Raw genomic sequence first — 13,328 nt, 5'->3', positions numbered from 1 at the left:
TTTATGCTCAATTATTCCTTTTTAAAACAGTTGCGAGGATGACATGCTTATTCATCTGACCCCCTCTTTTTTTCTTAACTACTCCAATATTTCTGTTGATTTAATTGATGTCGAAATACCTGAGCTGGGCCTGCACCTGCAGGCTGAAAGAGATATTACCGTTCGGTTCCCGTCACCTAATAAGCGCCTGCATTATGTCTGCCGTAAAAAAGGCCGTAAGGCCATTCACGGCATTCTGCTGAATACGGATGCTTACGTAACGGATATTACCGTGATTACCCGCTAGCTGGTGCAGGGCGATGTGTCTTTGCACCGGGTGCATATGCACATCGCGGGTGCAGACGATGCGGCAACGGACGTCATTCACCTCTGGAGTGACGTCCGGAATACACCGTTCCGGGATAAATCTCCTGACCTCACCAAAAACTGGATCCCGGCATCCTGTCAGCCCCGCCTGACCGTAAATGCCGGCGACAGGCCGTCCGTGCGTGAGCCGGCTATCTGGCGTCTCGCCGACCCGGCCGGGATTATCCGGCAGCAGACGGAATTCTATACTGCCGCGACCGTTGAACCTGAACGCCTGTTTTCGCCTTCCAGAAACAACAGCCGCCTGCCGGCGCCGGAAGACGCTTTTGACTGCAAAGTCCGCGACTACGCTGACACGCTGCGCGTGCTTTACGCCTGTCCGGGCGTGACGGTGTGTCCGGTTAAAGAGCATGAAGAGCTTATCGAAAGCGACATGAAAGAAATTGGGGAACTCGATGCGTTTACGTCGATCATTCAGCCCGTGCTGCAGGAAGCTCGCGCGGTATGCCCGGTGTTTTTTACCAATACCACTAACCTGATGAACGGTATCCGTCGTTTTTCCGCGCATTTTCGCGCCCTGTCCGGTGCCGAAAAGAAGCTTGTTGAGTACCAGATTAACCAGCCACTGTTTCAGGTTTCAGACCGCTGAGACCGCCCGCCGCACAGCCTGACGCGCCCTGCGTCTGGCGGAGGAGGCGGAATATCACGTCAGCCCATCCGGGCACGTTCACACCGTAATTAAACCCCGTGCAGCTACCTGCCTGGCCTGCGCCTGTCCGCAACCCTGCACGGTTGTCACTGTTTCCACACAAAGGACTTTCAATGAGCCTCAACGCCCGTGACTTCACCCAGGGCGGCCAAGTGATGAAATACATGATCGGCATGTTTGTGCAGATCATGAATATCGCCTCCTACTGGGTTGTGCTTTTTTCCGCGCTGGTATTTTTCGTCTGGATGCTCCTGCGGCTCACGCTGCAGGAGTTTATACACGGCAGCGCCTACTGGCTGATCAAGTGGTTCATCATGCCGCTGTCGAAATTCTCCGGTGGCACGTCAAAAAACGGCTGGACCTTTCATTTTGAACGGCCAAACGGCGAGGTGGTGGCGTTTAAACACACGGCGACCCAGGTGATGAACGACCCGTACTTCATTCTGATGGGGGAGAACGTTAAAGACGCTGCGTTTTACGGCTGGGGCATTTCAACGTTCTTCTTTGTCGCCGCCATTCTCGGTATTACCTGGTTTCTGGGCAGTAAAGGGGCGAAGCAGCGCGAGAGTGAGCTTACCGGCGGCCGTATTCTTGCGACAAGCCCTGCTGTCGTGAATCGCCTGCTCAAAAAAGCCGGTGTGATGTCCCCGCTCAGCATCTGCGGCCTGCATATCCTGAAAGACTCCGAGATGCAGAACTTTGGCCTGCACGGTACCGTGGGGTCGGGCAAGAGTACCGCGCTGAATGACCTGCTGCGCCAGCTTCGCGAGCGCGGCGATCGCGTCATCGTGTATGACAAAGGGAACAACTTTATCCCGACGTTTTACCGTCAGGATAAAGATCTCATTCTCAACCCGTTCGATGCGCGCTGCGCACCGTGGGACCTCTGGGAAGAGTGCCGGACGGTGGGTGACTTTGAAAACTTCGCCACCTCGCTGTTGCCCGACAGCAGCGGCAGCAGTGACCCGTTCTGGGTGCTGTCGGCCCGTTCGCTGTTTGTGGCCACCGCGCGACGCATGGCACGCGAAAAGAACCGCAGCATCGGTGAGCTGCTGAAAAAGCTGATGTCCATCAGCCTGGCGGATCTGCGTCAGTTCCTGGAAGGCACGGACGCGGCCAACCTGGTGGATGGCAGCATCGAAAAAACCGCGATGACCATTCGTACCATTCTCACCACCTACGTTCGCTCGCTGCGCTACCTGCAGGGTCTCGATCAGGCCGGACGCCGCCCGTTTAACATCCGCGACTGGCTGCATACCGAAGACGCGAGCGGCGACAATCCGTGGATTTTTATCTCCAGCGACGGCCAGAACCACAATGCGCTGAAGCCGCTGCTGAGCGCGTGGCTCTACATGACCATGTCCGGCATTCTCGGCCTGAAGGCCGACCGCAATCGTCGCATCTGGATCTTCCTGGACGAGCTGCCGTCCCTGCACAAGATGCCCATTCTGCCGGAGTTCTGCGCGGAGGGCCGTAAGTTCGGCGGCTGTACCGTCGCCGGCCTGCAGAACTTCCCGCAGCTGGAAGAAACGTACGGCACCAACGCGGCCAAATCCATCTGGGACCTGCTGAATACCCGCGTCTTTTACCGCGCGCCCAGCGGCTCGATTGCGGACTGGGTACAGAAGGAGATTGGCGAGCAGCGTCATAAGAAGTTCAAGGATCAGTACAGCTACGGTATCGACATCATCCGTGACGGCGTGCAGTTCTCCAAAGACGAGATTAACGAGTTCCTGGTCAGCTATTCCGACGTGCAGAGCCTTAATGACCTGGAGTGCTACATCACCCTGCCGGGCGAGTGGCCGGTGGTACGCATGAAGCTCTCCTGGAGAGCCTACCGCGAAATCGCTGAGGGGCGCATTCCCCGCGATGTGGAAGACGTGTTTGACCCGGACATCGAGGCGACGCTGACGGGCGAAACCAGCGACAACCAGGCGGGCCAGATTGTGGGCAGGCTGTTTGGCGACGCGGCAGCAGCGGCAACCGCTGCAGACGAGCAGGGAGCCGACCGCGCTCAGGCCACCGCGGGAGCGCAGAGCGCAGCGGCGCCGGCTGAAAGCGCGACAACCCCCGCCGAAACGGCCTCAGCGCAGTCAGCGCCGGACGAGAAGGGCGGCCGTGTTACAACGTTGCCGCCCCCCGCCGCGCCTTCTGACGTGGCACCTTCTGCGCCGGTGGCACCCACTGCGCCGGCGCAGCCTGAAGCAGAGAAATCTCTGCAGCCGCTGGATGTTGTTAAACACCGCGACTTCGACCCTGACGATCGTTTCTGAGGTAAAGCATGCTGTCAGTCTCTTCAGTCAAAAACGCCGGCAAGGCCGGCGCCTACTATACCAGTGAAGATAACTATTACTTTCTCGGCGAGCAGTCCACGGAGTGGTACGGCACAGGTGCGGAAAACCTGGGCCTGGAAGGCCCGGTAAACCGCGATACCTTTGTGGCGGTGCTGGAAGGTCAGCTGCCGGACGGCACCGATATGCGCCGCATGGAGGGCGGGGTTAACAGACACCGCCCGGGCTATGACCTGACGTTCTCGGCACCCAAAAGCGCGTCGGTACTGGCGCTGGTGACCGGCGACACCTTCCTGGTGGATGCCCATAAAGAGGCGGTGCGGCGCACGCTGGACGAGGTGGAAAAGCTGGCCACCACGCGCACCATGACCGACGGCATCACGGAAATGGAGAAAACCGGCAATCTGGTAATTGCCACCTTCATGCACGATACCAGCCGCAACCTGGACCCGGCGATGCACACGCACGCGGTCATTGCCAACGCCACGCTCTCGGAAAACGGCTGGAAAACCCTTTCCACCGATATCAACGGCAAACAGGGCTTTACCGACGTGGTGTGGGACGAGCAGGTCAGCATCGGCGCGCTCTATCGCGGCCATTTCCGGTCGATTATCGAGCCGGCGGGCTACCAGACGGAAGACACCGGCCCACGCGGCGAATGGGACATCACCGACGTGCCGGTAAAGCCGTTTTCCTCGCGCCGCCAGGAGATAGTCGATCTGGTCGGCGAGAACGCCACGGCGAAGCAAAAGAGCATGGCGGCGCTCGACTCCCGGCAGGCCAAACATTTTGAAGATCCCGAAACGCTGCGCGAACACTGGCAGTCAGTGCTGAAGGGTACCGGTTTTGACGCGGAGACGTTCAGGCAGGAAGTGGCGGCGCGCCGCCAGACGCTGGAGGCAAAAAGCGCCAATGAAGAGAAAAAGGTGGCCACACCTTCCTTGCTGGACGGTGCGGTGCGCGAGGCGATTGATCGCCTGTCCTCAAAAAGCGTGCGCGTGACCTACGACGACGTGATGACGAGCGTGCTGAATCACGTCCCGGTTGAGCCGGGTGTGTACGGTCAGGCCCGCAGTGCCATTGATAATGCCATCGGGCGCGGTCAGCTGATCGCCGTGGACAAGAACCAGACGTTATTCACCACTGCAGCCCACGTCCGCGACGAGGCGCGCCTGGCGCAGCTGGCCGCAGGTCTGGTGGAGAAACGCGGCGGGCTTCTGGCGCCGGCGGGAGAAAAGGGCGTTCTGGCGCAGGTGGCTGACGCCGATCGTGCCGTGTCGCTCATCGATGTGCGCGGCGGCACGCAGTTCATCAGCGATCTGAACCGCAGCATCATGGCGATGGCCGGCGAAAACAAACGGCCGTTAATCGTGGTGGCGGCCGACGGGGCCGCGCGAAAGCGCCAGCAGGCCACCTTCGGGGAGAAACCCGGTGTGACGCTGATGACGGCGGAGGAGATGAAAACCGCTGAGCTGCCGGCACGTTCGCTGGTACTGGTTGCGGAGGCCGAGCGGTTTAATACCTCCGGGCTGCACGACGTGCTGAAAGCGGCCGCGCAGCAGGAGGGCACCACGCTTGTGACCGACACGCACGCCAGGCGAACGGCGGGCTTTGCGTCCGACGTGCTGAGCAGCGCGGGCGTGAAGCAGTTCACCGCCACCCCGAAAACTGAAAACGTACGCGTGACGATGGTGCAGAAGGACACGGTAGAAGACCGGCTCAGCGTGGCGGCGCGCTACTATGCACAGGAAAAGGCGCTGGGGCGTCCGGTATCGCTGCAGGCGGGTAACGCGCGCACGCGCGACCAGCTCACGGCCCGCACCCGGGAAATCCTGACCGATGAGGGCCAGCTCGGACGGGTACTGGGTGAGGCCACGGTACGGGTGCCGGTGTGGCTTGACGCCACCAACCGCAACGACCGCAGCGTGTACCGCGCGGGCATGGTGCTGGAGCAGCACGAGGGGCCGGGGCAGAAGTCGGTTTTTACCATTACGGGCGTCAGCGAGCGTCACAACCTGCTCACGGTATCGGACGAAAAGGGCCAGAAGCAGGGAATAAGTATCAGCAGCATCGACAGCCATTACCGCCTGTTCCGGGAGAAAAAGCTGGAGCTGCGTGAGGGAGAGCAGCTGCGCGCCACGGCTGAGCTCGGCAGCCGCGCCGGCAGCGGCGAGCGGCTGACCGTCACCGGCGTGAAGGAAGGACGCTGGCTCTTTAAGGATGTCATCACGATGGAAAACGCAAAGGGTGAACGCGTGAAGCTCGATCGCAACGCGCCGCTCTATGCTGACTACGCCTACGCGGAGTCCTTTGGCTCCACGCGGCGCACAGAGAGCAGCGTGGTGGCGGTGCTGGCGGGCAAGGAGGTGAACGACGCGACCGTCAACATGCTGCGCCGCAGCGGCTCAAATGTCATCGCGTTCACCCCGCTGGACGAGGCGACCATCGGCCGACGGCTGGAGGAAAACCGCCCGGTGGTGAGCGTGACGCAGGGCATCAAATCTCTCGCCGGGGAAAGCGACCTGACGGACGCGCTGCGTGAGCTGGAGTCGCGGAAGATGTCACAGCCGGAGCGTGCGATGCGGCTGGCCATTGAGAAAGCCACCGGCACCGACGTCACGTTCACGGGCGTCCGGGCGCTGGCCGGAGTCATCAACGCCGACCGCAGTATCACGCCTGAGCGCGCGGAGGAGGAGCTGTCGCGCTTGGTGCAGCGCGGCGAGATATTTGAACTCAGTGCGGAGCAGGGCGCGGCAGGCAGATATATCTCCCGCGAGAACTTTGAAAACGAAGTGTCCATCCTGCGCCACGTCGCCGAAGGAAAAAACAGCGTGAAGCCGCTGCTGGCAGGCGGGCTGAGTGAGGAGAACGCGGCGGGTCTGACGGAGGGGCAGCGCGAGGCGGGCAACCTTATCCTGACCACGCGTGACCGCTTCACCGCCATTCAGGGTTCCGCCGGGGTGGGTAAAACCACACAGTACCGCACCGTGGCGGCGGCGCTGGCCGCCGTGGAGGACGGCCCGGACATTCGCGGCCTGGCACCCACGCACCGCGCCGTCAGCGAGCTGTCCGGCGCGGGTATCCCGGCGCAGACCATCGCCAGCTTTCTCAGCGAAAGCAGCCAGTGGCAGGCCGCCGGTCAGGCGCGTGACTTCAGCAACACCGTCTTCGTTATCGATGAATCGTCCATGAACGGCAACGCCCAGATGGCCTCGCTGATGAACGTGATCGCCGACGGCGGCGGCCGGGCCGTCCTGAGCGGTGACCAGGACCAGCTGAAGTCGCTGGAGTCCGGTGCGCCCTTTGCACTGGCGCTTGAACGCAGCGCGGCCGATGTCGCGGTGATGAAGGAAATCGTGCGTCAGATCCCCGCGCTGAAGCCCGCCGTGGAGGCGGTTATCGCCGGCAACGTGCGCGAGGCGGTGCGGATTACGACGGACACCAGCCCGCAGAGCGTGCCGCGCCAGCCGGGTGCGTACGTACCGGAAAGCAGCGCAATGGACGGCAGCAGTCTGACGCAGGCGGCAGGTGAAGAGGCCGAAAAACCCGACCTGACCGGAATGATTGCCGACGACTACGTCGGCCGGACGCCGCAGGCGCGCGACAACACGCTAATCGTTACAGAACTCAACGCCGACCGCGAGGCCATAAACAGCGCAGTACACGCGCGGCTGCAGGCGCAGGACGTTCTGGGTGACGGTGTCACGGTGCCGCTGCTGGTACGCGTTAATAACAGTAATGCCGATCTGGGCCGGCAGAATTTCTGGGAGGCGCAGGAGGGCAACGTGGTGCGGCGGGGCGAGCAGTATTACCGGATCGGCGAAACAGACGCAGAAAGTGGCGTGGTGCGCATGGCCGGGCTTGACGGCGCGGCTGACCGCTGGGTCAGACCTGCAGAGCTGCGTAAGGAAGAGGTGGCGGTATTTGAAGAGGTGACAAGGGAAATCAGCCCGGGCGAAAAAATCCGCCTGACGGCAACGGATCGTGACCGCAACGTGCGTGCCAGTGACATGGCCGTGGTGTCAGGGATTACGGAGGACGGGAAAATTATGCTTGATACCGGCAACCGGCAGCTGTCATTTGAGCCTGCCGCGCGCTATGCCGACCGCCATATGGACTACGGCTACGCCGTTACCACCTACAGCTCGCAGGGCGCATCGGTGAAGTATCTTATCGGCCTGTTTGGCGAAGAGGGCGCAAGAGGGCGGATGGCGGCGCTGGACAGCACCTACGTACAGCTTTCCAGGGCAAAAGAGCACGTTCAGACCTACTTCGACAACCTGTCCGGCTGGGCGACGAAGGTGGAAAGTAAAAGCGGGCGGCGCCAGACGGTTCACGATGTGCTGATGCGGGCGGAGGATGTGCGTGCGGGACAGGAGGTGCAGGCGTGGGATAAAAGCCTGCCGGTGTCGGGTACGCGCCTGGCGGACCGGGTTGACCAGGACCTGACGGCGGACGCGCGCTTTATGGCGGGTAAAACGCCGGAGATGCTCTGGCCGGTTATCAACGAGCACGGAAGACAGCGGGGCAACTGGCACGTTCCCGTGTCGCCCTCCAGCGGTGAGGTGGATTTTTCTGCCGCCCATTATGAAGGGGCAGCGGACGGCAGCCGCATCGTGCTGCAGCGCGGGGAAAAGCACGGAAAGGTGCTGGAAGCCGCGGATATTGCTGAGGCGCTGCAGCTGATGAAAGACAACCCGGACAGCCCGGTGGTACTCGCGGCTGAACACAGTGAGCGTCACGATGACAGGCGTGCGCCGGCAGCGGCAGAATCGGGAGGTGAGGAACTGGACAGTCGCGAGGCCGAGGCGCTGGAGAAAGCCGTTAAAGCGGCGCTGGGACAGGAGGAGAAAGAGCCGGAGCCCGTCACGCCCGATGAGGCGCGGAGCGCACCGGATGACAGGGACAGCGAACGCGAGGCTGCGCTGGAGGCCGCACTGGAAGAGCTGCGTGAAGAGGAGGCATTCGATTACCGCGACTATGATCTGTCGCCGGAGCGGGAAGACTGCGCCACGATGATGAACGACGAAGTAAACGTCATGCGCCATGAGCGCAGCGAACCCGAGCCGGAGTTTGGCCATAAATCCCAAAAAACGCTGGAGTAGACCCTATGACATTACTGCTGATTGCGGCCACCGTGGCCGTTTCCCTGATGATGCTGATGGCGTGGCTGCCTGAATTCAGGGCTGAAGGCGCGCTGCTTCGGCGCTGGAGTAAGGGGGGCGGCGAGCCCCGCTGCAGTGAAGCCGTGCAGAGCGTGGTGGAGGCATTTATTCAGGGCTTCTCAGGGACACATAACCTGACGCACGCCGAAACGGCACGCATCCGGGAAATGAAGAGCCGCCCCGGAATGATGCCTGTGACCCTTCTGCTGCACCCGCAGCTGGTGAGACGTGAAAAAGGACGCTTTGCTCGCGGACGAAACCTGACTGCTGTGTTTGTGGCCACGGGTGTGAGCGCGCTTATCATGCCACCGCTGGCCGGCATGGCCATGCACAACATGAACCTGTGGCTGCTGCCCTTTCTGAACACGGCAGTGTTCTTTGCCGGCCTGCAGCTGCTGCGCTACGCGTATTCAGATTTAGGGCTGATGAACGTGCTTGTTACAGGCAAAGCAGGCTGAACAAACGGCCTGCCGCCCTGCGGTTGGCCGGTCCCTCGCGTCCTGGATTGAAAATCCCGCACGCTCATGACCCTCGGAGAAACCAATGCGAATACCTGTCCTGTCGGGGATATGCCCGAGCTTGCTGAGTACAGTCTGCAGCACAGATATTCACGCCGGGATACGGGCAGTGGATGCAGGTTGACATAACGTCTTACCCGTCCGTAACGCCGGTAAGGGGGGGCAATCATTAGAAACCACGGTAGTGATTTATTTAATTGATTTTCAAGAAAAATTATACATCCTGTTCACTAAAAGTGACAGGCGGTATTGTCAGTTTATTTCATGTATACTCGCTATGTGGCTTTGTAAAAATTTAAGGATGAAAGGTGGAACGTTATGAAAGTGAGTGAAGAAGCTCTGTTGAGGTCTGGCTTCAGCTATTCTGATCTCCAGAAAGTTAAAAACAATATGGAAAACTTTGGGGGAACGCTTGAAGAGATTGTCCATGACTTAGCAAAACGATTTACTATAGCTAAGTGGATTACTATTGTTGCTTTCGCTACCCTGCTGTTCACATCGGTTTTATCAACAAAAAATAACACCCTCTCTCTGGCTTTTGCGCTAATTGTAGGATTGCCTTTAGTGTGGTATTTAACGCCCGCCAGACTAGCATTTAAAGCCTGGCGGTATAAGAATTATGCTTCTAAGATTGAGAGCGATCGGTAATTGTCATTAGGTCGAAAATAACTTTGGCTTTTACGCCATACCCAACTATTTTCATGGTTAGCTTTGGACGGCTTAGTGTACTTACCTTCCGGTAATAATCTATTGGGATATAGCGAAACAATCGCCATGCTTCGGGCTTTTTTATTAACCCAAAAATGCTGTAGGCATTCGCAATAAGTGAGACTGACTTATACGCTCCTAACCCGCTATTGGGGCTAAATCCCATAAATTCGGCAGTAGACATGGCTGCATCAGCAGCAAACCCTTCAGATGTCGCATCATGTAGCACTTGATGGCTAAACTCTTTGCTCAATCCATTAAAGCCATCTGTGACAAGTACTGCCCCAGCCAGCATACCCAACGGGTTAGCACTGGCAAGGAGAGTCGTTCCCAAAGCTATCTCAGCCCCTGAAAGTACTACATTCACAGCGGAAATTACATACCCAACAATTTTGTTATTTTCACGAACGAATTCTACCCTGGCGTAAATCTTTGCTGCCTTCGTGCGCAGCATTCTGTCCTGTTCCTGAAGGTTTGCGGTTTCTGCCCTCAGTTTTTGGACACAGATAATACACTCTTCATCTGTTTTCGCTTGCCTGGCGGCAGCAAATTGCTGTTCAACGACCTGTTTTATTTCCTGAACGAAATTTATACGGGTCAGACCATCTCTGAGATGATAAGAGGATAAAGTATTGGCCGTGTTGATTAGCTTCCGGGCTTCCAGATTAACCATTGTCTCGGCCCAGGCTTTATTTCTTCCACCAGAGTTCATCATATTAAGCAATGCCGCATCCATTTTTGCTCTCCCTGTATATTATATCGTCAGTAATACCCGATTAATTTCAGCTATCAACGCTTTCACATCTTCGCCCGACAGGCGAAAGGCCAGATGATAAGCATATTGCCCGATTGCCGCTACTGAAGCACGTTCATACCAATATGCTGGGCATTATACGTTTTCATTACCGGAAGAGATTCTGTATGGAGGGTTAAGAATATTAAATTTAAACACAAATAATGCATCACGTCCTTAGCGCCGTTTTTACATCATTGATCCTCGGGGCCGAGCAGCTCGTTCGCCAGCGGCTGTGAGGCATCACAATTAAAGCTTATTACTGATTTGGCTTATGCTATGCTGCGGAAAGTCTTATTTTGCAGCAGGGTACGAGCATGAGCCCCCGTGATTCAGTAACATCAGCTCCCGAGAAGAAACACACCCGTAACAGAGAACAGCCAACTCCTCATAAGGACCGCGTTCGCGCCTATAAGGCGAGGAAACGTGAAACTCATAAAGAGATCAGCGTTTTTGTCAGGCCGGAAGTGAAAGAGGTTCTGGTAAAACTTTGTGAGTTAAAGGGAATAACGCAGGCCGACCTGCTTGAAATGATGATTGAGGCTGAGGCGCGGAACAGTGAATTGCTGTAACCGGGGTGACGTTATTGCCGAAAGTGTTTCTGAGTGATAGATTACGGACAGTTAAGAATTGATGGCTGGCCACACCATAAGGTGGCAGGGATCTGAGGCGGTATAACCAAATCAGAAAAGAAAAAACCCCGATAATCTTTCGAGTTTGGCGACGCGAGTAAGATTACCGGGGCCCTAGAGAACCGCATAGAACGATTGCCCTATGCGGGGAGTATAGAATTATGCCCGGAAAAAGACAATTCGTTCTGTGCGTACTCCTGCTGTGCAATTTAAGCGCAGGGCGGGGTGGTTAAGCTCATTTCTTCTCAACAGGCTAGCCGGCCTGATAATCGCCACCGTGGCGTTCATTCCACAGCATGCAAATGCGCTAATCCTGAGTGGTTTGCGCCAAAAGGCTACCGACGCCTGCCCGGACAGATGGGGCATGCCATGAGTAGGCTTGTAGTGAAAGACAAGCGCACGGGTAAAATGACGCTGCGCCAGCGTATGTCCCGCCATCCCTATTTTGTCCAGTTGCGCGACGTCGCAGGACGTAAACGTGATTTTCGTCCGGAAAAACAGGCGCTGTATGACGCCATGTGGCCGCTGTGCGTTCAGCGCGCAGATCTGGCCACGTCTGTGGTTACCTTCAACGGCAGCAGACTGGCTGACGAGCTGAGCCCGAAAGATGAGCAGGGCAACGTTATTCCGGAAACGCGCGTTGAACCCAGCCGGCTTTCCCGCCTGTTTGAGGAGTGGGAGCGCTACGGCCTGATTGAAAGACCGGATCTGGAAATGGACCCGGTGACGGGGTACTGCATGCCGCGCCATATCGTGCTGACTGACCAGTTCTGGCAGCTGTGCGGTATCGACATGGATAAATTTCTGGCGGAACGCAATGAGCGGCTTGCTGCAGAAGCCGACGGCATCATTGAGACGGGCACACACGCTTCCGTTCGCTCTGCCCGCCGGCGCTGGTATGAAAACATGCGCATGGCCACGCTGATAAGTCGCCGTGAAAAGGCCTCAAAGCAGAAGCGCCGCAAGCGCCTGAGCAAGTTGCCGCTCGATGACAGGCGTAACGCGATGGCCAAGCTCTTGCGCACGCGTCCGGCCCATGTATGGCGAAGTCTTTCGCCTGAAGATTTTGACCGCCTGGTCTGGAAATGTCTTCGACAGCTGGAGCTGGGCCTCGACTACGAGCCCGCGCTCTCCGAAATACCTGATATCGTTCACTGACACCGCCCTGCTATTTTTACCGCCTTAACTGGCGGTAAAGTCGTTTGTGCCGCGCCCGGAATGCCCGTATCTGCATCGGTATTTGCTCCCGCAAAACCGCAAACGAGGCCAAAAATGTGGCCCGTTTTTTTTAACCACAGTTACCCGCAATCAATATCCTGACTTTACCGGCATACATAATCACGGCTATGCGCAAGACAGTCCTGACTTACGTCAGAAAGAAATAATCTAAATAATAAATAAGGTATTCATGCGGCCATTCTGCGTGGATAAATGTCTTCTCTTGCTGCGGCCGCAGGCGTCCATGCCGCTCATATCCTCAGGTAGCTCCCGGCGGTAAACGACGGGCAAAAAGCAATAGTTACAACATTCAATAATCCTGTCATTTAACCCCCCGAATCGGGCAAAACATAAAACACCGAACTCCACCCAGACCAGACCTGCGCCGTACCTGAAGCCTGGTTGCCCTCACTGAACAGCCCCCGCCGCGCCGGCCCGGAGGGCCGGTACTGCAGTGGCTGATAAATGAGTGTTGTAACTAATTGATCGGTGTTGCTGTGAGTAGTGTTGCTGGAAGATTCTTTTGTCTCCGACCGTCAAGCTTATTAATAGCTGACAGGCCGCTGCTTTAACGGCGTCTGGCAGGACGTGGTGGGCTTTGCGCAATATGGGGCTTCAGGAAGCGGCTGCGCCGCGCTGCCGGCGCCGTTCAGCTGCTGGATGGCATTTGGTGACATCTGTTGGCGCCTTCATGCCGCTATGCGGCATATAGAGGCTGACTGCGCACTGCTCGCCAGCCTGTCAACTGCATAACGTTAACGCGAGCCAGCCTGAATGTATTTATTTAATTCGACTCCCTGCCCTTCGCGAAAATCGAACTCATACGTGCAGCCCTTCGCTGCCAGAACGTGATACAGCTCGTAAATAAGGTCGCGATTTGAACCTTCACCTACAGCGACCTTCTCAAGAGCAAGCCGTGATGAAGGCAAGAGATCGCGGGCATAAGGTCTATATAGTAAGCATCGACGGAGATATGGAATTGGTCGTC

7 protein-coding genes and 1 pseudogene are annotated in these 13,328 nt (G+C 57.6%); 7 read left to right on the top strand and 1 reads right to left on the bottom strand.

The genetic code is table 11. From position 1 onward, the window contains the following. The first annotated feature begins 43 nt into the window (after positions 1-43). From P3C52_RS15055 to P3C52_RS15035, 5 genes and pseudogenes are all read left to right on the top strand, one after another. A pseudogene (locus P3C52_RS15055) lies at positions 44-955 on the top strand (DUF6012 family protein). A 173-nt stretch (positions 956-1,128) separates the two neighbouring features. Continuing rightward, on the top strand, positions 1,129-3,288 hold the full coding sequence (traD, locus tag P3C52_RS15050) for a type IV conjugative transfer system coupling protein TraD (protein WP_275555781.1): 2,160 nt from the start codon (positions 1,129-1,131) through the stop codon (positions 3,286-3,288). A gap of 8 nt (positions 3,289-3,296) precedes the next feature. After that, the gene (gene mobF, locus P3C52_RS15045) at positions 3,297-8,411 is read left to right on the top strand and encodes a MobF family relaxase (RefSeq protein ID WP_275555780.1); all 5,115 of its coding nucleotides are present in this window, start codon (positions 3,297-3,299) and stop codon (positions 8,409-8,411) included. A 5-nt stretch (positions 8,412-8,416) separates the two neighbouring features. Continuing rightward, the gene (locus tag P3C52_RS15040; protein WP_275555779.1) at positions 8,417-8,929 is read left to right on the top strand and encodes a hypothetical protein; all 513 of its coding nucleotides are present in this window, start codon (positions 8,417-8,419) and stop codon (positions 8,927-8,929) included. A 378-nt stretch (positions 8,930-9,307) separates the two neighbouring features. After that, positions 9,308-9,637 (top strand): hypothetical protein, encoded by a 330-nt coding sequence (locus P3C52_RS15035; protein ID WP_275555778.1) that lies wholly within the window; start codon positions 9,308-9,310, stop codon positions 9,635-9,637. Here the strand turns inward: P3C52_RS15035 and P3C52_RS15030 are convergent. Further along, entirely contained in the window at positions 9,615-10,433 is an 819-nt protein-coding gene (locus tag P3C52_RS15030; RefSeq protein WP_275555777.1) for a DUF4225 domain-containing protein, read from the bottom strand. The genes P3C52_RS15035 and P3C52_RS15030 overlap by 23 nt on opposite strands. 374 nt (positions 10,434-10,807) lie before the next feature. Between P3C52_RS15030 and P3C52_RS15025 the strand changes: the two genes are divergently transcribed. Together P3C52_RS15025 and repA are read left to right on the top strand one after the other, a co-directional pair. Next, positions 10,808-11,062, top strand: coding sequence for a RepB family protein (locus P3C52_RS15025; protein ID WP_275555776.1), 255 nt, complete (start codon positions 10,808-10,810; stop codon positions 11,060-11,062). 285 nt (positions 11,063-11,347) lie between these two features. Continuing rightward, on the top strand, positions 11,348-12,280 hold the full coding sequence (gene repA, locus P3C52_RS15020) for a plasmid replication initiator RepA (protein WP_275555775.1): 933 nt from the start codon (positions 11,348-11,350) through the stop codon (positions 12,278-12,280). The last annotated feature ends 1,048 nt before the right edge of the window (positions 12,281-13,328 follow it).

The organism is Mixta sp. Marseille-Q2659, assembly GCF_940807255.1.
GTDB lineage: Bacteria > Pseudomonadota > Gammaproteobacteria > Enterobacterales > Enterobacteriaceae > Mixta.
Note: the sequence above shows the minus strand (reverse complement) of the source record. Positions and strands in the feature narration are given on the sequence as shown.